Origin of the sequence: Pseudomonas sp. MF5691 (assembly GCF_016405645.1) — a bacterium.
Taxonomy (GTDB): domain Bacteria; phylum Pseudomonadota; class Gammaproteobacteria; order Pseudomonadales; family Pseudomonadaceae; genus Aquipseudomonas; species Aquipseudomonas shahriarae.
On record NZ_JAEKDC010000003.1, the window covers coordinates 36,054 to 59,613 of the forward strand.

Consider the following 23,560-nt stretch of genomic DNA (forward strand, 5'->3'; position numbering starts at 1 on the left):
TCACCATGACCGGCGCCATCCTGATGTTCAGTTGCGTGATTCTGATTGGCGTGTCGCTGCACCTGTTCCTCAGTGGCCTGCGCCAGGCGGAAACCGACCGCGTGCTGGAGCGGCTCGCCGCAGGCCAGCCACTGCTGGCCGAAGAGCGCGGGCGCTGGGTCGGCCTGGAGCGCATGTTCCAGCGTGCGGGCCTGGGCAAACCCACCGACAGCCTGGGCCTGTGGCTGACCTGCTGGGTGCTGGGCGCAGTCCTCGGGTTTCTGGTATGGAGCTGGGTCGGCCTGCTCGCCATGCTTCTGTTGCCGCCGCTGATACTGCGGCTGTACATCGCCTGGCGCTATCGGCGGCGGGTCAAGCGGATGATCGAACAACTGCCCCAGGTGCTCGACCATACCGTGCGCAGCCTGAAGTCCGGGCGCACCCTGGCCGATGCCTTGCTGGGAGCCATAGACAGTACCGAAGAACCCTTGAAGCCCGCCATGGGGCGCATTCAGCGCAACGTGCAACTGGGGGTCAGCCTGCCCGAGGCCGCCAGTGATTTCGCCGAATTCTACGAACAGGACGAGTTCCGCATGCTCGCCCTGGGACTCAAGGTCAACCATCGCTATGGCGGCAACGCCAGCGACTTGCTGGAGAACCTGATCAAGGTCATTCGCGAGCGGGAACAAGGCGCCCGGCAATTGCGCGCCATGACCGGCGAAACACGCGTCACCGCGTTCGTGCTGGCCGGCATGCCGATAGCGATGGTGGGCTATTTCATGCTGATCAACCCCGGCTACCTGATGACCATGTGGAATGACGACAGCGGCCGCTACATGCTGCTGGCCGCGCTGAGCATGCAGGTGCTGGGCTGCCTGACGATGTGGCGCATGTTGCGGAGTATTTGAGATGGTCCTGCTGATCAGTGCCTTATTATTTCTGGCTGCGCTCGTGCTGATCGCCGGCCAGTTGCTGAACCAGCGCCGCCGCGAGCGCCTGGTCAACCAACGCCTGCAAGGCCAACTGGTGCGCGGTGACCGTCTCGGCACCCTGCTCAGCCAGTTTGGCAGCAGCCAGTTGGCCCAACGCTCAGTGAGCATGGATAACGAAACCCAGCTCCTGCTCAACCGCGTGGGCTGGCGCAAAGCCAATCAGCGCTCGATCTTCGCTGCCTGCCAGATTGGCGTGCCGCTGGTGCTGGCCGGGGTGATGCTGGTGGCACAAAGCCTGATCTTTCCCAATGCCGACTCCCCGTGGATCGCCCCCCTGCTCGGCCTGGGCGTGGGCTACCTGATCCCCAAGCGCATCCTCGCCAGTGCCGCCAAGGCCCGGCAGCAGCAAATCTCCCGCGAGGTGTCGACCTTTATCCCGCTGCTGCGCATTCTGTTCGAGTCGGGCATGGCGGTTGAGCAGTCGCTGCGTGTGTTGAGCGTTGAAGCGCAGCGCCTGCTGCCCGCCCTGACCCAGGAATTGCGCTTGATCCTGGCACGGGTCGACTCGGGCCTGGAACTGGGCGAGGAACTGGGCAAGACCGCCAGGCTCTTGGCCGTGGATGAGTTCACCGACACCTGCATCATTCTGCAGCAACTGATCCAGCAGGGTGGCGGTGCCATGAAGTCGCTGCTGGCCCTCAAGCAACTGCTCGATGACCGCCGCTTGACCCGTTTGCAGGAATTCATCTCGAAGATGTCGGCCAAGATGTCAGTGGTGATGATGGTCTTCCTGTTTCCCGCTTTATTGATTGTGCTGGGGGGGCCGGCGTTTATTGCGATCTCCCGGGCCCTGAGCAGCTTTTGAGGAGCACTCGATGAAAGCACTGATTGCAGGCCTGAGCCTGCTGATGCTCGGCGGTTGTGCCAGTAACGGCCAGACGCCGTGGTCGGCGTTGATGACCCCGGGCAGTTGCACCACGCCCAGCGCCGAACAGGAGCTGTCGCTGAACCTGGCTGACGACATGGCCAACGAAGGGAAGATGCACGCCAGCCTGGCCAACCTGCAAAGCCTGCCGGAGTCGTTGCCGCAAGTGCGCCAGCGCAAGGCCAAGGTTTATCGCCTGCTCGGGCGCAGCGAAGCGCAACCGCTGTACCGCAGCCTGCTGGGCACCTGCATGGCCGCCGAAGGGGAACACGGCCTGGGGCAATTGGCGGCGACCCAGGGCGACAACGCCCAAGCCCTGGCCCATATGCAGCGGGCGGCGCAACTGGCGCCCACCAACGAGAAAATCCGCAATGACCTGGGCGTGGTCTACCTCAATCAACGGCGCCTGGAAGAGGCGCGTTTTGAGTTCATGACGGCCATGGAGCTCAAGCAAAGCGACCAATTGGCGGCGGTCAACCTGGTGACGCTGTTGATCTACCAGGACCACTGGGGGCAGGCCGCGCAACTGGCCAGCCAGGTGGGCTTGAGCCCCGAGCAGGTCAGCGAGGCCCAGGCCCGCGCCGAGAAACTCAAGGCTGCCGGCACACCTGCGGCCAAGGACCAGGTCGCGGCGGCCAGCGATGCACCGCCTGTACTAATCAAGTAAGCGCTTGAAGGAGCCGATGATGAAATTCCATTACCTCGCCAGCCTGACGCTGCTGGCCCTGCCCCTGACGGCAATGGCCATCGAACCGGGGCCCTCGTCCAAGGCCCAGCAAGAAACGGAAAACTGGCTGGGGCTGCAAGTCAACGGGCAAGCCGCCTCGCCCACGGTGCAGAGAGCAACGCCCGCCGAACGCGAGCTGGCGATGCAGCGTTTGCTGGAAAGCAAAAGATACGCGATCCCCGAAAATTTCGGCGAAGGCAGCGAAGGCGGGAGCTCGGGTGGCAGCAAATAAACCACAGCCACTGGAGAAATGTGGGAGCGGGCTTGCCCGCGATGGCGGGTGTCAGCCGATAAATGCCCTGGCTGATCCGACGCTATCGCGGGCAAACCCGCTCCTACATGGCTGTACGCAAAGCGTCAGTGCGCCGTCACCCGCTGGCGCAATGCCGAGTTGCTCGGCGACAGTGCCAATGCCAGTTGGGTGCGGTTGTGCATATGGGTCAAGCGCAACACCTGGGACACGTACAGCTTGACCGTGTTCTCGGTAATACCCAGCTCGCAGGCAATCTGGTAGTTGGTCTGGCCCTTGCCCACCAGCCGGGCAACATCCAGTTGCCGGGGTGACAGCTGATTGAAGATCGCCGGCACTTCCAGGACCTCCTCGCTTACCGCCTCACCCTCGGATTGCGGCGCCGGGCCGCGACGGACCTTGTCCAGGTCCTGGTACAAATCGTCGATGGACTCGGAAAGATACTGCAGCTTCTGGTTCAGCTTCCCCAAATGCAGATTCTTGTGGCGTTCTTCCAGCGCGGCTTCCTGGCGCTGCAACCCCTCCAGCAACTCATTGAGGTTGATGGGCTTCTGGTAGTAATCGGAGATGCCCACGCGCAAGGCCTTGATCACATCCTGCTTGTCGGCCCGACCGGTCAACATAATGGCTTCGAAGGCACGCTGCTTGCCGGCGATTTTCTGCAGGGCCTGCACCAGCTCGATACCGTCCATGTCCGGCATATGCAGATCACACAGCACCAGGCCGATCTGCGGATCGTCACTGAAGCGTTGCACGGCCTGCTGGCTGGACTCACAAGGGACACAGCGATAACCGCTGCTTTCAAGAAATTCGCAAAGCTCCTCCACAATCAGCGGCTGATCGTCGACCACGAGCACTTTTACTGCAGATGTAACTTTGTCCACGCGCTACTCCATGCCTGGCAAGCCAAAGATTGACCTATCGGTTGCGAAGAACCTTCCTACTAGCTTGTATAAATAAACGTAGACGTACTTTCCAACTATGTACATAGCGATACAGAGCGCCCACGACTAATGGAGCCACGCCCAGGCCAGGCTAAAACCCACTAAAAGAAACGGTGCGAAAGGCAGCTTTTTTGACGGGTCCACCACTAGGTAACCCAGGCGCGCTCTAACACCTTGACTGGCAAGGGGCAGCAGCCGCGGCCCATAGACCAGCCAGGCGACATTGGCTACGCCAGCGCCGATCAGCGACCACAACAGGTAGGTCGAATTCGACGCCAGCGCCAACGCCGCCAGCATCTTCACATCGCCCGCGCCCAGGCGCCCGAGGGCGTAGCCGGGCAAGGTCAACAGCAGGGCCAGGCAGAACGCCCACAGCCCTTGCGCCCTGGAAGTGCCCAGCCACGTGCTGCCGCTCCACAGCAGATAGACCAGTGCCAGCAGCAGCGCGCCCAGGGTCAGGCGATTGGCAATCTGCCGCTGGCGAATATCCTGCTGCGCACACACCACCAACCAGACAAACACCACGAGGCCTTGGATCACGTAAAAACCGTCCCTTTTTGCTGATTGATTCTATGCTGATAGCAGGTAGTAGCAGTCAGGGTAGTCGCAGTGATGAAAACCAGCCTCCCTAGAAAGCAAAAAGGCGCCGTCGCTATCGAATTTGCCGCGGTGTTCGTGATTTTTTTTGCCGTGTTCTATGCCATGGTCAGCTACAGCCTGCCACTGTTGCTGCTGCAGTCGTTCAACCAGGCCACCGCCGAGGCCGTGCGCCGCAGCGTGGCACTGGACCCCAGCACCCCCAACTACAATGCAGCGCTCATCCTGCGGGCGACCCAGACCGTGCAAAGCCAATTGCAGTGGATTCCAGCGACCTTCCAGTTCCAGACGGCCCATATCAATCCGACCTACACCGCAGGCGTGCTGACCGTCGAGATCAACTACCCCTCGGCCAACCTGAAGAACGTCCTGCCGTTTATTGTGTTGCCGGGCATTGGTACGGTGCCCCGGCTGCCGACCACGTTGCACGCCCAGTCGAGCCTGCAATTTTGAACTCCGGTGACAAAATCTTCGGCAGGCTGCTCGGCCGCAACAGCGCCCAGGCCCTGGAGACGCCCGCCAGCCCACCCGCACAAGGCTTGCACCTGCGCCTGGATCAGCATGGTCATGTGCTGGATATCAGCCGCGCGTTGCACCCACAGTTAGCCCGTCACCTCAGTGCCCAGGCCCACCCGCTGTTGCGCGACCTGCTGTGCCTGCCTGGCGCCCTGAGCATCGAAGGCACCCCTGCCGACTGGCAGCGGCACAGCCTGGACCTGGATTTCCAGGGCGCCGCCGAGACCATCCTGCATACCCGCGGCTGGATCGAACCGGATGGCGACGGCTGGATCCTGCGCCTGCTGGATATCAGCGACCTGCTGAGGGGCCGGCAATTGGCCCAGCAGCGCGAGCAGAACCATCTGCTCGCCAGCCAGATGAGCGAACAACTGCGCGTGTGCAGCCTGTCGCGCCTGCCGCAAGTGTTCAGCGAACACCTGCGCAGCCTGACCCAGCGCTGGCGTATCCCTTGCGCGGCGATGGTGCTGCTCGACCAACAGGATCAGGACTGGCTGGTCTACAGCAGCTACAGCGCCCATGACGCGCCGCAACTGTGGACGCCTGGGCAGCGCCTGGGCACCTGCCTGGACAGCCTCAACGGCAACACCCCGCTAAGCCTGAAAACCCTTCAGGGCCGCAGCGAGCACCCGCGCCTGCACAGCGTGTTTGGCAATGCCGAGGGCCTGCTGGTGCCGTACCGCGATAGCCAGGGGGTCGCCGCGTGGTTGCTGTGCGGCTTCTACAGCGGCCACGCCGACGTCAGCGAGCGTGACTGGCTGAACCTCACCGCCGCCCTCGCCGCGCCCTTGCTCAGCCGCCTGCGCGAGCAGCGCCATCACCAACAACTGGAGCGGGTGGAAGCCCTGCAAGGCCTGCTCGGCACCGGCTGGTGGGAACTGCTGGCCAGCGGTGAAGAGATCCTGCTGGCCCCCCAACTGATGCGCAGCCTGAGCCCGGAAGATGCACCGACCAAACAGGTGCTGGCCAACTGGCTGGAACTGATCCACCCCGCCGACCGCCAGGAACTCAACAGCCGCCTGCAAGACCTGCAAAGCCTGGGCAAACCTTTGCTCGCCAGCGTGCGCCTGCTGCGCAGCGACGCCAAACAGAACCCCATCTGGTACCGCGTCCAGGGCCAGGTGCTGGGCGCCGGCGAGCAGCGGCGCTGGATCGGCTTCATGCTCGATATCAGCGACATCAAGAACCAGCAACTGCAGGCCGCCGCCGCCCATGCCCGCCTGGACAACCTGATCGCCAGCTCACCGGCGGTGATCTACGTGCAGCGCTACGTCAACGGCGCGCTGCACCCGGCATTTTTCAGCGACAGCCTGCTGCCGCTGCTGGGCTGGACCCTGGCCGAATGCACCCACGACACCTCCGTGGAATGGGTGCACCCCGAAGACCGCGACCTGTACTTCGAACGCACCCGGCAATTGCTACGCGAAGGCAATGTGCGCAGCCGCTACCGCGTACGCGATCGCCAGGGCAACTACCACTGGCTGCTGGACGAAGCCAAGCTGCTGCGCGACGACCTGGGCTTGCCGGTGGAAGCCGTCGGCCTGTGGCTGGACGTCACCGAAGCCACCCTGGCGGCGCAACAGATCAAGGACAGCGAAGAGCGCTACCGCCTCCTCGTCGAAGACTCGCCGGCGATGATCTGCCGCTACCGCCCGGACCTTACGCTGACCTTCGGCAACACGCCCCTGGCCAACTACCTGGAATGCACGCCCGCCCAATTGCCGGGGATCAACCTGGGCCACTGGTTATCGGACGAACAGCGCAACGCCTTTGTAAAACGCATCGACCAACTGAGCCCGGAATTCCCGGTCAGCACCGCGGAAATCAGCCTGCAACTGCCGGGACGCGAACATGCGTGGTGGGTCTGGTCCGACCGTGGTGTGTTCGACGAGCACGGCCAGTTACAGGAAATCCAGGCCGTGGGCCGCGACAACACCGAAGTGCGCCGCTCCCAGCAACAACTGACCCAAAGCGCGAAAATGGCCACCCTAGGCGAGATGGCCACCGGCCTGGCCCATGAGATCAACCAGCCGCTGAACGTCATGCGTATGGCCATCGCCAACGTGCTCAAGCGCCTGGGCAACGGCGACGTGCAACTCGACTACCTGACGGAAAAACTCCAGCGCATCGATGCACAGGTCCAGCGTGCGGCCAGGGTGGTGGACCACATGCGCGTGTTCGGCCGCCGCTCGGAGGTCGAGCAACAGCCCTTCGACCCGGCACAGGCGGTGGAAGGTACGCAATCACTGCTGGGCGAAGGCCTGCGCGGTAAAGGCGTGGACCTGCGCATCACACCCATGGACTTCAAGGTGCAGGTCAACGGCCATGTCGACCAACTGGAGCAAGTACTGATCAACCTGATGGTCAACGCCCGCGATGCGCTGATGGCGCGACACGAAAAAAACCACGATTTTCGCCCATGGATCGCCCTGTATAGCGAACACGACAGCCGCCATGTGCGCATCTGGGTCGAAGACAATGGCGGCGGCATTGATGCACGGCTGCTGGAGCGGATTTTCGAGCCCTTTTTCACCACCAAACCGATTGGCGTCGGCACCGGGCTGGGGTTATCGGTGAGCTACGGCATTGTGGAAAACATGGGCGGACGCCTGAGCGTCGCCAACAGTGAACATGGGGCGCGGTTTTGCGTGGAGTTGCCGGTGGTGGGTGGGGGGTTAGATGACTAGGTAGGCGCGGCCCATATGACATGTGAGGTTGGCGCCGACTTCTGCGTTGCCCAGGTTGATGCCCAAGCCGCTGAGCAAGCCATTGACGAGGGGATCGAGTAGCGGCGAAAGCAGGCCTTGAATTGCAGTAACCAGAAGACTCACAACCAAGGCTAAGCTATCTGCAACGCCTGCAAGCAGGCCACTTGAGGCACTCCCGCTAGGTGGTTTGTAGGTTACCTGAAGACCATTCAACGTGGCGCCCAGACTGTTGATGATGTCGACACTACTGATGCTTTGATAGGTAGTCTTCGCATTCATTTCCGCGACTGGCATATAGAGCAAGCTTTGGGTTCGCTCACCGACGGTGGATTGAGCCTTCAAAAGAAAGCCACCACCGACATTACTTTTGCGTATAGCGCTGCAACCACCTAACAACGAACAATATCGTGTGCCTATATCAATCAGCCGTATGGGTTGAACGTCTACAGGCACTGAAGAAGAGAAAGCTTTAGCAGGGTCTATATCGCCGACAGCTAGGTTGGCAATTGAACTGTGCGCCAGCACCGTCAAAGACTTGGTAGCAGGTGTCGCGCAATTGAAGTCTGTCACATGACTTTCTGCGCTGGCCGCCTCGACATAAATATCCAACCTAGTCGCGATTGCGATATCAGTTCGGTCGCATGCGAGAACACATAGAACGCCGCCTAATATCGCAGGCAAGTCCAGATTCAATACCCCTTTAACCACCTTGAGGGCAGGCGTCGTCAGTCCCGTCACCCCCGACACAATAGAACTCACGTCCTTAAGCACCGAAGCGTCTATAGATACCAGCGTTCTGACTTGTGCCGTACGCACAAAAATTTGATCGGTATTAGTGGCTATCCCCTGCTTGGCCTTCAGTGGGTTCCCGATGGATGAGAGTTGCGGTGGCTCAATAACTTTCGTAGTTATCGATACAGAGCCAACCAGCGGAATAGTAACTTGCCCCTCGACACTCAGACCGCTTTGCTTATTTGAAAGCTGAGCCACGCCCTGGATCAACTGAAGTAACTGCACATTGGTATTCAGTGCTGAGGTGGGCGTTCCACTGGCAATGTCCAACAGGTCACCTAACTTCAGAACTTTGGTATTTTTGGCTATCAGTTGGATAGCACTCGTCGCCCCCAGCACAACCGACGCCGCAGCTCCGTTTTGTTGAAGCACAGTAACCGCCGCGTTGAGCAACTGAGTTGGTGAAACCAAGGTGTCGAGCAGCGTTGTGTAATCCCCAGCCGTTACCTGTGCCTGAATGGCCAACTGATCCAAATAACTGAGCAAGTTGATGTCCGTCGCGGCCAAGCCTTCCCATCCAGCAGCAGTGAGCGAGAGGCTGCCACCGAGCATGCCCCCCACGACCAAATTCAGAAGATCGGAATCTGCGGTGCTTACAGAGGCAAGCGAACTTCGAATCGTCAACTGCGCTACGGGAGGAGCCAGCGCCGCAACTGCCGTCGCGGTCAATGTCGTATTAGCGTTATACGTACCGCTGAACAACCTCCAGACCCCGTTGGCGATACCGGTGGTCACAGTGCGGGTAGCAACGACGCGGATGGCTTCATTCTTGGTGGCATCTGCAGTAAAGACACGGACATTGGCCGCATTGGTCAGCAACGTCCCACACGTCACCGCCAATGCGCGGCTGCTGTCGTTGGCGACAACGGTGAAGCCATTACGGGTGGCATTCTGCTTGGCGTAATCGACGGCGGTGGTGCTGCCTGAACACTGCCCGCCACGATTGGCGGCTTCCAGGGCGGCGGTGTCGGCGACGGCCTGCAGCTTGCGTTTTTCCAGGTACAGGCGGCCGCTATCGACCACCAGCAACAGAAACACCAGGGCCAAGGCCAGGGTGCCGGCGAACACCAGACCGATTGCGCCACGCTGGCCAGAACGAAGTCGGGGAGACATCGAGCACTCCTTTGCCGGCGAACTGCCGAGCGCTTACTCTCCTGTAGTCAACAGCAGTGTAGACAAGGCTTGGCAGGTGCGCTGGCAAGTCGCCACTTTGGCGACTGACGGAAATAAACAGCGCTCGACGCGGGCTTGTCGGGCCGCCGCATTGCAGCGATGCGGGCACCTCAGTGGATCGGGTGTAAGGAGGCGATCCCATCGCAGCCTCGCCGGGGCTCGACAGCTCCCACAGGGGAGCCGCGGCACCTGCAAATCTATCTTGGAAACACAGATCGAATGTGGGAGCTGTCGAGCCCCGGCGAGGCTGCGAAGGGATCGCCTCGGTGTACCTGTTAAACCGCAGCGCCCGCATCGCAGTGATGCAGCAGCCCTACACAGACCGAGTACAACTTAGCGTGGCGGGTAGTTGGACAGCACCTTGGTCACTGTCGCCCGGATCGCTGCGCTGCGGTCCTGGGGGCTGGGCGAGTTGCTCATCATCTGTTCGTCGCTGCCGCGCCACACCAGCTTGCCGTCCTTGCCGTCGAGCAAGTCGATCTGGAGGGTCGCGACCTTGTAGGTGACGTTGCGGGTTTCGTTGTACATCGGTGCGCCCCAGTAGCCATTCCACGGGCCGCCCCAGGCGCCGCCGTAGTTGGTGGTGACTTGCTGCTGGCGGTCTTCGACGATCAGGTAGGCCTGCACGTTCAGGTCTGCCTTGGCCCCGGGGGCTGCCGGGCGCAAGCCGCGCTGATCGAGCTGATCGGCCACCGCCTGGCGGATGCGCTGCTCGGTCAGGTCGCTCTTGATCCGCGGATCGTCCGGGCGGTACTGCAACGCCGGGTCTTTCCAGGCCCAACTGCGGTAGGCGGCAAAGTCGCGGCTGGCGTCAAAATCGTGATTGACCTGATGAGTCTGGCAACCGCCCAGCAGCACGGCAAAAGCGAGCAAAGCGATACGACGCAACATGGTAGTTCTCCAAAGGGCAAACCGAGCCTGAAATGAGAATAGCTGTTAACTGGGAGGATACGCCGTCATGGCCTTCTGCACAGCCTGGCGCAAGGCATCGCCGCGCTCACTCAGGCTGCCCTGGCTGCCCGTCTCGGCGCTGGCGCTCCATACCGCCTGGCCCGTGCGGGCGTCGAACAGGTTGACGCGCACCACCACGACTTGCACTTCATAGGTGCGCACGATCGGCACCGAGTTGTACATGCCGTAGCCGTTGCCATAGCGGTTGTAGCCACCGTAGCCGTAGCCATAATCGTCCTGCACCTGGCGCAGGCGTTTTTCCAGATGCACATCGGCGCTGACCAGCAAGTCCGGCGCGCGCTGGTCATGCACCGGTCGCAGGCCACGCTGGTCAAGGGCACCGCTGACGGCTTCGGCGATCTGCGCAGGATCTGCCCAGGCCGAGCCGGCCGGCAACTGGCCGTTGCGCCAGGCCCAATTGCGATAGGCACCGTAGTCACGCACCGGCGCCGGGTAGGCGCTGGCATCAAAGGTGTTGGCCGCCTGGGCAGGCGCCGGCGGCATGGGCTTGGAGGCCGCCACATACGGGTTGTTGCTGGAGCAGGCCCCCAGCCCCAGGCACAGCAGGATCAATGCACAGCGCTTCATTTCGATCTCCGCAGACTGGGCCGCTTAAACCGGACGGCAGATCCAGTGCAAATAACGCCCAAGTCCGGCAAAGCTTGGGTGACGACGGTGAGCGAGCTCCATCTCCAACAAGTCCTGCAAATCGGCGCGGGCCTGGAATTCCACCGGCATATAGTCGTGGAAGACCCGCACCCCGCTCTGGCTTTCGACCTGCCACAGGCCTTCAAGTTGCGCCGCCAGTTCCCGTGGGTCCAGGGGCTGTTGCGGGGTCAGGCTCTGTTTTTCGCCGGCCATGTCATTTTTGCGCATCTTGCGAAAGTGGCCCTTGAGCAAGTTGCGGTAAATCAGCGCATCACGGTTATAGAACGCCAGGGACAACCAGCCACCCGGCGCCGTCAACTGGTGCAGCACCGGCAGGATCGCATGGGGTTCGGCCAGCCATTCCAGTACGGCGTGGCACAGCACCAGGTCGTAGGGCTCGGTGAGCTGACCCAACAGGTCCTGCCAGGGCGCCTGGATGAACGTTGCACTCTGCCCCGCTGCGGCGAACCGCTGGCGGGCGCCTTCGAGCATCGGCTCGGCGGGCTCGGCCAAGGTCACATGATGCCCGCGCTCGGCCAGCCACAACGACATATGGCCCAGGCCGGCGCCGATATCCAGCACGCGCAACGGCCGCTCCGGCAGGGCCTCGGTCAAGTCGGCCTGCAACACCGCCAGGCGAATCGCGCCCTTGGCACCGCCGTAGATCTTCTCGGCAAAGCGCGTAGCCAACTGGTCGAAATGGCGATCACTCATGGGTAAACCGCCGCTCGTTGTCGGCCAGCTTGGCGCTGACCACTTGATCCATATCCAGGCCCAGCTCACCGCAGAGCAGCAGCAGATAGAGCACGATGTCCCCCACTTCCTGGCCGGCATGGGCGAGTTTGTCGGCGGGCAACTGGCGCGACTGGTCTTCGCTCAGCCACTGGAAAATCTCCACCAACTCGGCCATCTCTACGCTGGCGGCCATGGCCAGGTTTTTCGGGCTGTGGAATTGTTTCCAGTCGTTGTTATCGCGGATGCGATGCATGCGTTCGGTAAGGTGTTCGAGATTCATGGGGCGCTCCTGAAGGGGTATAGCTTCAGGCTCAAAGGCGGGGATGGCAAATAAATTTGCGGTGCTTGTCAGGGCGCTATCGCAGGCAAGCCAGCGCCCACATTGGACGGTGTTAACAAATCAAACTGTGGGAGCCGGCTTGCCTGCGATGGCGATTTTAATCAACCACGCTGAACTCAACCCTGGCCGTCTGCCCCGCCTCATCGAGCACACTCAGTTGATAGCGCCCCAACTGCTCCAGGCTGGCATTGATGCTGTCCTGGTTGGCACTGTCGCCCAGCGGCGCACCATTGAGGAACCACCAGCGCCGCCCACTGCCGCCCAGGGCCGAGAGCTTCAGGCGCAGTTGCTGCTGGCTGCCCGCCGGCAAGCGCAGTTGATCGCCCTCACGCACACCCACCACCGACAACGGCGACGACGCCGCCAGCGCCGGTGGCGGGCAATCCGGGTCTGGCGCGGGGATGCGTGCGTCACGCCGCTCGATCCTCGGCAACCACGGTTCCAGCGGTGCCGGCCACAGGGCAATGTCCCGCGATACCGCGCCTGGGCAACTGGCCGCCACGCGCAGGCCCTTGGCATTGACCCACACGGTTTCCATCAAGCCGACACCCAAAGGTTGGTCCAGGGCCTGCAAGGTCGGCGGCGTGGTGTTGTCCAGCGTCCAGGCAAACCGCTGGCGCCGGCAATTGGCGTCGCTGCGGCTCATGGGCTGGCCCAGGGGCCAACAGATCGCCGCCACGCCGACATTCATCGGCACGGGTTTAACGGGTGCGGTAATGCCGCGCTGGCTGTCACGGTTGGTCAACACATCGTGCACTTGCAGCATCAACGGCGCCGCCGAGGCCAGGCCAAATTGGCCGGGCACCGGGGTGCCGTCCGGGCGGCCGATCCACACACCAATCAAATAGCGCGGCCCGACGCCAATGGCCCAGGCATCGCGAAAGCCGTAGCTGGTGCCCGTCTTCCAGGCCAACACCGGGCGCTGCACCAGCTCGGCCCGGGGATCACGGTCCGGCCGCGCCTGGCCACTGAGGATGCGCCGCACAATCCACGCCGAACCCGGCGATAACAACGGCCGCTCCTTGAGCACATCATCGGGCTGCAAACGGATGGCCGCGCTCTTGCCGTCGCGGGCCAACGCGCTGTAGCCACCGACCAGGTCTTCCAGGCGACTGCCGGCGCCGCCCAGGATCAACGCCAGGTTCGGCTCGGCCAGCGCCGGCAGCGCCAGGGGCATGCCGCCGATGCGCATTTCGCCAGCAAAGCGCTTGGGCCCATAGGCTTCCAATAGTTGCACCGCCGGCAGGTTCAGCGAGCTGGACAGCGCCGTACTGGCCGGCACCGCGCCGGTAAAGCCCATGGAGAAGTTGCCCGGCCGGTAATCGCCATAGCGCCGAGGCACATCCTGCAACAGCGATTCGGAGTGAATCAGCCCCGCGTCCAAAGCCATGCCATACAGGAAGGGTTTGAGGGTCGAGCCCGGCGAGCGCAGGGCGCTGATCATATCCACATGGCCAAAGCGCCGCGCATCGTTGATATCCACCGAGCCCAGGTAGGCGCGCACGGCCATGCTTTCTTCTTCGACCACCAGGATCGCGGCCGAGGTGTGCTCCGGCAGCCGCGCGCGCCAACCCAGTAGCAGGTCTTCGAGACGGCGTTGCAGGGTCGCGTCGAGAGTGGTGCGAATCAGCGGCGGGCTGTCGGGACGGTTCAAGCGGCGCGCCAGCAGCGGCGCCAGGCTGGGTTCCAGGCGCGGCGCCAGCAACAGGGGTTCTTCCAGGGCTTCGTCGACCGCCGATTGCGGCCACACCTGGAACTCGGCCAGGCGCCGCAGCACTTTGTCCCGGGCCTCCTGGGCGCGCTGCGGGTGGCGGTCCGGGCGCAGACGGCTCGGCGCCTGGGGCAGTACCGCGAGCAACGCTGCTTCGGCGTGGGTCAGCTGTTGCGGCGACTTGCCCAGATACGCCCAACTGGCTGCCGCCACGCCCTGCAAGGTGCCGCCAAAGGGCGCGCGATTGAGGTACAGGTTGAGTATCTGGTCTTTGGACAGGTGCCACTCCAGTTGCGCGGTGCGCCACAGCTGGCGCAACTTGCCCGGCAGGTTGCGCGAATGGGGATCGAGCAGGCGCGCCACCTGCATCGACAAGGTGCTGCCGCCAGACACTACCCGCGCGCCGGTCAGGTTCTGCCAGGTCGCCCGCACGAGGGCCAGCGGGTTGACGCCGGGGTGCTGGTAGAACCAACGGTCTTCGTAGGTCAGCAGCGCATCGAGGTAATACGGCGAGACTTCATCGGTCGCCACCGGGTAACGCCATACGCCGTTGGCATCGGCAAAGCGCCACAACGGCGTGCCGTCCTCCGCCAGTACCACACGGGCCAGATCGTCCTTGGGCAACGGCAGGGGCCAGAGGCGGTCGGCCAGCCACAGCAGGGCTATCACCACCAGCAGGCTACCCAGGGTAGCGCGTGCAACTATTCGCAAATTCAAACGGGCAAACCTCTATGCTTCTAGGGAACTCGCCCAAGGGATTGGCGACCAAAGGCTCAGGTCCGGCAGATACGCCCACCCTTTCATCAGGAAACTCATATGCAGGTAGAAAGCTTTTTCGAATGGCTGGGCCAGGCGCTCGGTTCGGTCATCCGCTTTATCGTCGACGGGCTCAGCGGCTTGTTCGGCGCCCTGACCAATGCCGGCGGCAACTTTATCGACGGCCTGTCGCGCACCCTGGGCATGGACACCTCGATCATCAGCATCATCACCCTGATCATTGGCCTGATGCTGCTGTACTCGGCAGTCCGGGCGTTTATGCGGGCCTCGATCATCATGGGGATTATCTGGTTGATGCTGGGGTTGTGGCTGCTCAGTTGGGTTGTGCATTAAATACAGACCCTGTGGGAGCGAGCTTGCTCGCGATAGCGGTGTGTCAGTCGCCGAATACATCGGCTGAAAAACCGCTATCGCGGGCAAGCTGCCACATTAAAGGCAGCACCAGTTCCTACAGGAGGCGCTTAACGCCCCTTGATCACCATATCCACTGGGGTATCCCCCACTGCCTGCCAGTTCGGCCGGTACATCGACTCCACTTGCGGCGGCGGTACGCGATAAGTCCCAGGCGTGACAGCGCGGGCCAGGTACAGCAGGTGCGTGGTGCCGTAGCCGTCCAGGTTCAGCGCGGCCACATAGCGATCATCGCGGTATTCCTGATGCTTGATCGACGCATTCTGCATCGACTCGCGCCATTCCTTGACCTGACTGCTGGCGTTTTCCAGGCTGGCGGCGCTTTGGCCCAGGTTCTGGTTCTCCAGCTCCAGGCCAGCTGGTAGCAGGTCGACCACCAGTGCATCCGGCACCCGTTGCTTGTTGGCGCTGACCGCAATGTGCACCAGCACCAGGTCGCCGCTGCGCAGGTTTTGCAGGTTCAGCGGCTGGCCATTCATCCCCAGGTACTCACGACGAATACTCAGGTTTTCGCCACCCGCTACCGGCGCGTGCTGTGGATAACCGGAGATGCTCAGTTGCTGGTAAATCGGCTCGCTGCCCGGGTTGCGCAGGGTCAGCGGTGAAGCCAGCAACGGGCCTTCCAGCTTCAGGCCGGACTGGCCGTTGTTCAGCTCGCGGGTTTCGCCGCCGCTGCTCAACTGCGCCGTCCAGTTGGTTTCCGGTTTGCCCAGCAGGCCACGGCCGGCGAGGAACAGCGAGTTGCGCTCCTGGGTCGACAGCCATGGGCTGGCCGCCATCTGGTCCGACAGCTCGAACAGGCGTTCTTCACGCTTGCCTTTGGCCAGGTCGTTTTCTTCCAGCAAGGCCAGGATCATCGCCTGATCACGCAGGGGGCTGCCGTAGTCGGCCAGCCATTCATTGGCTTTGCGCTTGACCGCCAAACCGGCGAGCAATGCCTGGTCGGCGCGCGGCTGGTCGCCCATCTTCTGCAAGGCAATCGCCAACTGCACCAGGGGCAGGCCGGAACGCGCATCGCTGCGGCGCTCGAACAAGCTGCGCAATGCGCCCAGCGGCGCCTGCTGACTGCGCGCCAGCACCAGCCCGGCGTAGGCCTGCACGGCGAAGCGCGTGTGGTCGGCGTTGTCGCTGTAGTCGACTTCAATCAGGTTGCGTTCCTGCACATAACGCAGCAGGCGTTCGCTGGCCTTCTTCAGCGCTTCAGGCGGTACGGCAAAACCCTGGTCGCGGGCGCGCAGCAGGAAGTCGGTGACGTACGCCGTCAGCCAGTATTCTTCCTCGCCATCGGCACCCCACAAACCGAAGCTGCCGTTGTAGCGCTGCATGCCCAGCAGGCGCTCGATGCCCAGTTCGATCTTGCGTTTGCGCTCGGCATCCGGCTCGCCGGTCAACCCCAGGCGTGTCAGCACGGCGGCGTCGGCGTACAGCGACGGGTACAGGCCGCTGGCGGTTTGCTCCAGGCAGCCATACGGGTAGGCCTTGAGCGCACGAATCTGCTCGCCCAGGTTCAACGGCGGGCGGCTCGACAGGCTCAACAGCGCCTCACGCCCGGCCGGTTCAAACAGGGCCAGTTCGCTGTCCGGCAGGCTCCAGGCTTCGTCCTTGAGCACTGCGCGGTATTGCTTGAGCAGCGCCGGATAAGCCGGACGCACGCCCAATGTCCATTCGCGGGTAAACGCCGGCAGGTTCTCGCCCGGCAGGTCCAGGCCGTTGACCGTAACCTTGATCTTGCCCTGGCCAAAACCGCCCAGCGCACGCACTGGAATCTGCAAGGTGGTGCGCTGGCCCTGGGTCAGTTGCACGCTTTGCGATGGCTCGCCCAGCAGGGTCAGTTGACCTTCGGCGGTCAGTTGCACATCGAGCTTCTGCGCCTTGCCCGACAGGTTGGACAGGTCCAGCGCCAGGCGCGTCTGGTCGCCGCCAGCGAGGAAGCGTGGGGCCGACAGCTCGGCAATCAAGGGCGCGGCGATCACGGTCTTGGCTTCGGCCATGCCGTAGCGGTCATCGCTCCAGGCCTGGGCCATCAGGCGCAACTCGCCGTTGAAGTCGGGGATATTGACGCTGACTTCGCCCTCGCCTTTCTCATTCAGGGTCACCGGCGCGCTTTGCAGGGCGACGATGGTGACGCTGGTGTCCGGGCGCTTGCCGCCCTTGGCCAGCGCCGCGTCACCACCAAAGGCCAGGCTGGCCAGGCGGCCCTGGCCGGCTTCGATCAACTGCCCATAGATATCGAACTGATCCACGCCATACGCCTTGCGGCCGAACAGGCTGGAGTATGGATCCGGGGTCGGGTACTCGGTGATATTGAGGATGCCCACGTCCACCGCCGCCACCAGCACATGCACCTGTTTCGGCACGCTGCCATCGGCATTTTTTGCCGCAACCTTGACCGTCAGTGGCTGCTTGGGGCGCATTTTTTCCGGTGCAGTCAGGGTCAGGCCCAGTTTGCGCTGGGTACGATCCAACGGCAGGTGCAGCAAACCCACGGCGCGTTTGGGGGTGATGTTGGCTTTGCGCTCGCCGGGACGGATCACCAGCGCGCTGACATACAGATCATGACGCGACCATTTCGGATCGAGCTTCACTGCAAAGCTCTTGCCTTCGGCCGGCACCTCGATTTCCTGCCACCACAACGGGCCTTCACTGGATTCGACCAACAGGTAGCCCTTGCCGGCTGCCGGCGGGGTGACAGTGACGTTGGCCGTATCGCCATCGCCATATGCCGGTTTGTCCAGCGCCAGCTTGACCTGGTCCGGGCGCACGGCGCCGCCTTCGGTGTTGTCCTGGGCCTGGTAGCCAGCCCAGAAGCGCTTGCTGCTGATCAACCCGGTCTGTGGGTCTTCGACTTCGACGCGGTACGGGCCCCACTCCACCTGGAAGCTGACCTTGGCCGTATCGCCGGCCTTGATGTTGACGGTCTGCTCATCGAGGTTGAGGAATTTCTCGTTGTAGTGATAGCTCCAGCCGTCGTTGTCCGAGTAGTTCCAGTAGTAGTCGCGGCGCTCGCGGATCAGGCGGACCTTGAGGTTGTCGGCCGCCAGCTTGTCACCTTGCTGGTTGGCCAGCAGTACTTCGAATTCCGCCGGGCCATCGCCATCGGTCTCCTTGCCATCGAACAAGCCGCGCAGGCCGGGCAGTTGCTCGGCCGGCCATACCGGCTGTACCAGGCGGCGGGTGATCGGGCGCCCGCCGGATTCTTGCAGGCTGGCCTGCACGATCAGTTGCAGCGGCGACTTGGCCTCGCTCCATTTGCTTTCCAGGGTCAGCTTTTCCTGGCCCTGGGCATCGAGCACGCTTTCGTCCAGTTCAAAATCCTGGCTCAGCTCTTCTTCCGTTACCGAGCCAAACTCGTAGCCCGGCAGGGCTTTGACCGCCTCGCGCAGCGGGCGCACATACACTTGCCCGCTCAGGCGATTGCCCGCCGCCGGGGCGCCATAGAGGTAGCGGCCGTTGACCTGGATAACGGCGGTGTCCGCCGGGTTCAAGGGCGTGTCGCTGCCCTTGAGTTCCAGGGCCAGGCGCTCGGGCAGGAAGTCCTCGACGAGGAATTCATACAACTGCGGCTTACCGTCACCCAGGTCGAACACCAGTTGCCAGCGCCCGGTCGGCGCTTCGCCGGCCAACTGCAACTGATATTGATAGAGGCCAGAGGCATCGGCGTCCCATACGAATTTGCGGCTGACCTGCTCATCCGGGCGGCGCACTTCGACACTCACGGGCTGCGGCTTGACGGCATTGCCGTCCTTGTCGCGCAGCAGGGCGTTGAGCAGCACGGTTTCGCCAGGGCGGTACAGATCCCGCGGGCCGAACACAAAGAATTGCAGCGGGTGCGCGGGCTGGCCGCCGATATCGAACTCGGCCAGGTCCAGCGCTGCGCTGTCGAGGCGCAACAGGCTGGTTTGCTCGCCCTGCTTGGCCAGCAGTACCTGGGCCTTTTTCGGCAATGGCAGTTCGGCGTGGCCGCCCTTCTCGGTCTTGCCCTGGCCCAACACGCGGCCTTCGGCATCGAGGATTTCCAGCTCGACGCCATCGAGTGCCTTGCCGCCTTCCAGCGCCTGGGTAAACACATGCAGGCGGTTGGCGTAACGGTGCACCGACAGGCCGATATCACTGAGGGTGAACAGCGTGGCCGGTTGCGAATAGTTGTAAGTGCCCGAGGCGCGCATCACCGCCAGGTACACGCCCGGCTGTTGCAGTTGCTTGAGGCCGGCGATGGGCAGCAGCAGGGTTTCACGGGTGTTGCGCGCAGGATTGAGGTCGAAACGGCCGCCGTACACCAAGTCGGCCATGGGCAGCAGTTCGCGCGATTCATAGCTTTGCAGGCTGGTATTGCGGCCCCACTGGGCGAGAAACGCCGGCAGCGATTCGGGCTTGATGCGGAAGAATTCGACGTCGATCTTGTCGACATTCAGCGCGATCACCGGCAAACCTTCGGCCAGACGGGTGGGCAACAGGGTGCCACGGCTGGCGAAGCCGACGGTGGCTTGCAGGTCGCGGGTTTCCAGACGGCTGACGTACTCGGCGGCGAGCTTGGCGTCATTCACCCCGCGCAGGCCGGCGTCCACGGTCAGCACCAGTTTGCGCTGGGGCTCCAGGTGGCGCAGGCGCAGTTCCATCAGGTTCTCGGAAAGCTCCCAGGCACCGTCGACCTTGCCGGATTTGCTGTCCACCAGGTGCAGCTTGTCGGCGAACTTCTGGTCCGGGTCCAGCGGGATCGAAAAACTCACCGACAAGGTGCTGGCGCCATCCAGTTGCACCTCAGACACGTCCACCACGCTTAACTCACGGCCGGCATAACGCTGCTTGAGCGTCGCCACGTCTACCGCGGCCTTGGCCGGCGCCGTCACCGCTGCCGCAGGGGCCGCTGGCGCTGCTGGTTTGTCGGAAGAATCGCAGGCGCTCAGCAGGGCCAGCGCACAGGCCAGGAACAATCCTTTGTTAAGCATGGGGCACTCGTTGTGAGGGTGTCTGAGGGGTGAACTATATATCAGCGCCAGTGAAGCGGGTTATGGTGGCGATCACATTGACCGACGGAGGGCGATTTGGTTCTGCGTGCAGGCCAAGTCAGGTCAAACCCTACCTCTGAAATGCTCCAGCACCCGCTATTTGCGGATGCCTCGCCCCAACCTCCCGCAAAAACTCACCCGCGCTGAGCTTGAGCCACTCAATCAACCGGGCGATGGCCGGCTCGGACTGTCGACCCTTGCGGCAAATAATGTAGTACGCCGCCGGCGACATCATCACCGGGCTGCTCAAGGCAACCAATCCCCCCTCTTCCAACTGGTCATATACCAACGCCGTCCTGCCCAATGCGATCCCAGCCCCCTTGAGCGCAAGGCTTATAGCCAGGCTCGAATCCGGAAACCGAGGCCCAGGGTGATACGGGGGCGCCGCCACCCCCTGGAACGCAAACCAACTCTCCCACCCCGGACAGATCTGATCATCCGCCCGGTGAATCAACGGGTACCGGGCGATATCCGTCGGCGCAATGTCGCCATGCTCGCGATAAAACGCCGGCGAGCAGACGGGAAACACCGCATCGCGCATCAGCAACTCGACATGATGCTCCGGATAGTCCCCGCCCCCTATGACTACTGCGACATCAAATTGATGAGCACCCAGGCTGGCAGGGCTCATATCTGCGCTGGTCAGCACCACGTCAAGATTGAACGAGGCGTCAGTATGCGAGCCATGCACTCTGGGAATCAGCCAGGTCGAACAGAGTGAAGAGGTGCACGAGAGGTACAACGGTTGGGCTTTGCGCGGGTTGAGAACCTGCAACGCCGCCTCCAGCCCTTTGAAAAACCCATCAGTGACCGGCAACAAGGCGTGCCCTGCCGACGTCAGCTTGACGCCACGTGAGTGCCGCTCAAACAACTGCACGCCCCACCACTCTTCCAGGCCCGCAATTTGATGGCTGATGGCACTGGCGGTGAGGTTAAGCTCAGATGCCGCACGCGCGAAACTGCCCGTTTGCGCGGCGCTGACAAAAGCCTGAAGCATCGCAGTGGGTGGAGGACGCTGAGCCATCAAGTGCTCACTTTGATCAGGATGATCCCGCAAACAATGACGCACGCCGAGAGCATCCGTCGCCAGCCGAACCGTTCATGAAAGAACAGCGCGGCAATAATGGCGCCGATAATAACACTGGTTTCCCGCAGCGCTGAGACCTTGGCCACCGCGTCCAGCGACAGCGCGAACAACACCAGGCCGTAGGATGCCAGGTAAAAAACACCCCCCAAGGCCCCCACTCGCCAATGACTGCCAATGGCCTGGACAAGTGCCGCACGCTCCTTGCAAAACGCCAGCAGCGGGATAGGAATGCTCTGGAACACCGTCAGGTAAATAATGTATTGCAGCACCGTTTCACTGGCTCTCACGCCCTTGGCGTCCACCACTGTGTAGGACGCAATAAACACTCCAGCGCCCACCGCCATCAGGATCGGCTTGAGCATGTGCGCGGTCATCCTGCGTACAAATGTCAGGCTGATGATCCCCAGGCAAATCAACAACACCCCGGCCATCGCATGGAACGACAGTTGCTCATGCAGCAGAAAGTAGGAAAACAACGCCACCAGCACTGGCGGCACACCGCGCATCACCGGGTAGACCTGACCGAAGTCGCCCGTCTCATAGGCCTTGATCAGAAACAGGCGATAGACCGTATTCAATATCACCGAGAGCAGTACATAACCCCAGACTTGCAGGCTCGGCACATTGACCAGCGGCAGCGCCGCCAGGCAGATCACCAGCGCCGTGCCATCGACGATGGCCAGGGTCATGAAGCGGCTGCTGCCGGCTCGGACAACAGCGTTCCAGGTGGCGTGCATGAAGGCGGAGATCAGGACCAGGGTGATCGCGATATCGGAGTTATCCATGGGGTTTGGCTGTTCTGAGGAGAAGGCGGGTATTTAACTCAGCCTCGCGTGCTGGCCAGAAGCGAAAGCTCATCAGCGCAGCCATGAGCCTTCATCATGCCGACATTGCCACCCACAACGCTGGGACCTGCTGTGGGAGCTGGCTTGCCTGCTCCCACATTGGGTCTGCGATGCTGCCCAGGCAGCGTTACAATGCCGCTCCCCCAAGGAGCCCGCATGTCCACCTTACTCACCGACTGGCGTCATCGCCCCACTCACCGCCGTGTCTGGGCCCTGGCCGCGCCGATGATTCTGTCGAATATTTCGGTACCGCTGGTGGCGCTGGTGGACAGCATGGTCATCGGCCACCTGCCCCACGCCCACCAATTGGGCGCCGTGGCCGTAGGGGCCAGCCTGTATACCTTCCTGGCCTGGGCCATGGGCTTTCTGCGCATGGGCACCACCGGGTTTGCCGCCCAGGCCGCCGGGCGCAATGATGGCGCGGCGCTGCGGCAAATCCTGCTGCAAGGTCTGCTGCTGGCACTGGGGTTGGCGATGGTGCTGGGCACGGTGGGCATTCCCCTGAGCCACCTGGCGCTGGAGTGGATGCAGCCCTCCGCCGAGTTGAATCAACTGACCCGCGAGTTCTTCCACACCCGCCTGTTCGGCCTGCCCGCCGCCCTGGCTACCTATGCCTTGGTGGGCTGGTTCCTGGGCACGCAAAACGCCCGGGCGCCGCTGGCGATTCTGTTGACCACTAACCTGGTGAATATCGCCCTGAACCTGTGGTTTGTGCTGGGCCTGGACTGGGGCGTGGTCGGCTCGGCGCGGGCCTCGGTGATTGCCGAATGGACCGGCGCCCTGCTCGGCCTGGCCCTCACGCAAAAAGCCCTGCGCGCCTACCCTGGGCATATCGCCTGGGCGGCGCTCAAGGTCTGGCAAAGCTGGCGCGCGCTGCTGGCGGTCAACCGCGACATCTTTATCCGCAGCCTGGCGCTGCAGTCGGTGTTTTTCATGATCACGGTGCAAGGTGCGCGGCTGGGCGATGCCACCGTCGCGGCCAATGCCCTGCTGCTCAACGGGCTGTTGCTGACCGCCCATGCCCTGGATGGTTTGGCCCACGCGGTAGAAGCGCTGTGCGGCCACGCCATCGGCGCCCATGACCGCCAGGCCCTGCGCCGCTCACTGGTGGTCGCTTGCGGTTGGTCACTGATCGCCAGTCTCGGCTTCGCCCTGCTGTTTACCTTCGGCGGCCACCTGTTTATCGCCATGCAGACCGATATCCCCAGCGTGCGCGCAACCGCCGATCTCTACCTGCCGTACCTTGCGGTACTGCCGTTGATTGCGGTGTGGAGTTACTTGTTGGACGGTTTGTTTATCGGCGCGACCCGTGCGCGGGAGATGCGCAATGGCATGCTGCTGACGGTGCTGATTATGCTGCCGCTTGCCTGGGCGCTGCAGGGTTTGGGTAACCACGGGCTGTGGATAACGTTCCTGCTGTTTATGGCGGTGCGCAGTCTGACGTTGTGGGCGATTGCGTGGCGACTGAACAAACAGGACCGCTGGCTCGGCCAACCCTGAGAACGC

At 62.7% G+C, this 23,560-nt stretch carries 19 protein-coding genes; 8 read left to right on the forward strand and 11 right to left on the reverse strand.

Annotated elements, in window-relative coordinates; translation table 11 throughout:
• Window positions 1–5: 5 nt before the first annotated feature.
• The 4 genes from JFT44_RS05555 to JFT44_RS05570 are packed head-to-tail and all read left to right on the forward strand — an operon-like array spanning window position 6 to window position 2,795.
• Window positions 6–887 (forward strand): type II secretion system F family protein, encoded by an 882-nt coding sequence (locus JFT44_RS05555; protein WP_057958229.1) that lies wholly within the window; start codon window positions 6–8, stop codon window positions 885–887.
• 1 nt (window position 888) lies between these two features.
• On the forward strand, window positions 889–1,776 hold the full coding sequence (locus JFT44_RS05560) for a type II secretion system F family protein (RefSeq protein ID WP_198830423.1): 888 nt from the start codon (window positions 889–891) through the stop codon (window positions 1,774–1,776).
• 10 nt (window positions 1,777–1,786) lie between these two features.
• The gene (locus JFT44_RS05565; RefSeq protein ID WP_057958227.1) at window positions 1,787–2,503 is read left to right on the forward strand and encodes a tetratricopeptide repeat protein; all 717 of its coding nucleotides are present in this window, start codon (window positions 1,787–1,789) and stop codon (window positions 2,501–2,503) included.
• Window positions 2,504–2,522: 19 nt separating this feature from the next.
• Entirely contained in the window at window positions 2,523–2,795 is a 273-nt protein-coding gene (locus JFT44_RS05570) for a DUF3613 domain-containing protein (protein ID WP_198830424.1), read from the forward strand.
• A 125-nt stretch (window positions 2,796–2,920) separates the two neighbouring features.
• Here the strand turns inward: JFT44_RS05570 and JFT44_RS05575 are convergent, their stop codons facing one another.
• Both JFT44_RS05575 and JFT44_RS05580 read right to left on the reverse strand, forming a co-directional pair.
• Entirely contained in the window at window positions 2,921–3,697 is a 777-nt protein-coding gene (locus JFT44_RS05575; protein ID WP_170044503.1) for a response regulator transcription factor, read from the reverse strand.
• Between the two features lie 126 nt (window positions 3,698–3,823).
• Entirely contained in the window at window positions 3,824–4,297 is a 474-nt protein-coding gene (locus tag JFT44_RS05580; RefSeq protein ID WP_115127305.1) for a prepilin peptidase, read from the reverse strand.
• Window positions 4,298–4,369: 72 nt separating this feature from the next.
• Here JFT44_RS05580 and JFT44_RS05585 point away from each other — a divergent pair, with 72 nt between their 5' ends.
• Window positions 4,370–4,807 (forward strand): TadE/TadG family type IV pilus assembly protein, encoded by a 438-nt coding sequence (locus tag JFT44_RS05585; protein WP_057437602.1) that lies wholly within the window; start codon window positions 4,370–4,372, stop codon window positions 4,805–4,807.
• Window positions 4,804–7,557, forward strand: a complete 2,754-nt coding sequence (locus JFT44_RS05590) for an ATP-binding protein (RefSeq protein WP_198830425.1) — start codon at window positions 4,804–4,806, stop codon at window positions 7,555–7,557. Before JFT44_RS05585 ends, JFT44_RS05590 begins: the two co-directional genes overlap by 4 nt.
• Here the strand turns inward: JFT44_RS05590 and JFT44_RS05595 are convergent.
• The 6 genes from JFT44_RS05595 to pbpC all read right to left on the reverse strand — a co-directional run bounded on the left by JFT44_RS05595 (window position 7,546) and on the right by pbpC (window position 14,645).
• Window positions 7,546–9,483: a pilus assembly protein TadG-related protein gene (locus JFT44_RS05595; protein WP_198830426.1), complete on the reverse strand. Its 1,938-nt coding sequence runs from the start codon at window positions 9,481–9,483 to the stop codon at window positions 7,546–7,548. The genes JFT44_RS05590 and JFT44_RS05595 overlap by 12 nt on opposite strands.
• 393 nt (window positions 9,484–9,876) lie before the next feature.
• A complete protein-coding gene (locus JFT44_RS05600; protein WP_057437600.1) occupies window positions 9,877–10,434 on the reverse strand; it encodes a DUF4136 domain-containing protein in 558 nt (185 codons plus the stop codon).
• Between the two features lie 45 nt (window positions 10,435–10,479).
• A complete protein-coding gene (locus JFT44_RS05605) occupies window positions 10,480–11,082 on the reverse strand; it encodes a DUF4136 domain-containing protein (protein WP_057437597.1) in 603 nt (200 codons plus the stop codon).
• Between the two features lie 24 nt (window positions 11,083–11,106).
• Window positions 11,107–11,856, reverse strand: coding sequence for a methyltransferase (locus JFT44_RS05610; RefSeq protein WP_057437591.1), 750 nt, complete (start codon window positions 11,854–11,856; stop codon window positions 11,107–11,109).
• Window positions 11,849–12,157, reverse strand: coding sequence for a MazG-like family protein (locus tag JFT44_RS05615; RefSeq protein ID WP_057437589.1), 309 nt, complete (start codon window positions 12,155–12,157; stop codon window positions 11,849–11,851). The genes JFT44_RS05610 and JFT44_RS05615 overlap by 8 nt, the downstream gene beginning before the upstream one ends.
• A gap of 157 nt (window positions 12,158–12,314) precedes the next feature.
• On the reverse strand, window positions 12,315–14,645 hold the full coding sequence (gene pbpC / locus JFT44_RS05620) for a peptidoglycan glycosyltransferase PbpC (RefSeq protein WP_198830427.1): 2,331 nt from the start codon (window positions 14,643–14,645) through the stop codon (window positions 12,315–12,317).
• Between the two features lie 99 nt (window positions 14,646–14,744).
• Here pbpC and JFT44_RS05625 point away from each other — a divergent pair, with 99 nt between their 5' ends.
• A complete protein-coding gene (locus JFT44_RS05625) occupies window positions 14,745–15,038 on the forward strand; it encodes a hypothetical protein (RefSeq protein ID WP_057437585.1) in 294 nt (97 codons plus the stop codon).
• 128 nt (window positions 15,039–15,166) lie between these two features.
• On the opposite strand, the gene JFT44_RS05630 is transcribed toward JFT44_RS05625, so the two are convergent.
• From JFT44_RS05630 to JFT44_RS05640, 3 genes are all read right to left on the reverse strand, one after another.
• Window positions 15,167–20,062, reverse strand: coding sequence for an alpha-2-macroglobulin (locus tag JFT44_RS05630; protein ID WP_198830428.1), 4,896 nt, complete (start codon window positions 20,060–20,062; stop codon window positions 15,167–15,169).
• 130 nt (window positions 20,063–20,192) lie between these two features.
• Complete coding sequence (locus tag JFT44_RS05635; protein WP_198830429.1) at window positions 20,193–21,146, reverse strand: LysR substrate-binding domain-containing protein; 954 nt, start codon at window positions 21,144–21,146, stop codon at window positions 20,193–20,195.
• Window positions 21,146–21,994, reverse strand: a complete 849-nt coding sequence (locus tag JFT44_RS05640; RefSeq protein WP_198830430.1) for an EamA family transporter — start codon at window positions 21,992–21,994, stop codon at window positions 21,146–21,148. Before JFT44_RS05640 ends, JFT44_RS05635 begins: the two co-directional genes overlap by 1 nt.
• Window positions 21,995–22,210: 216 nt before the next feature.
• Between JFT44_RS05640 and JFT44_RS05645 the strand changes: the two genes are divergently transcribed.
• Window positions 22,211–23,554 (forward strand): MATE family efflux transporter, encoded by a 1,344-nt coding sequence (locus JFT44_RS05645; protein WP_120731453.1) that lies wholly within the window; start codon window positions 22,211–22,213, stop codon window positions 23,552–23,554.
• Window positions 23,555–23,560 lie beyond the last annotated feature (6 nt).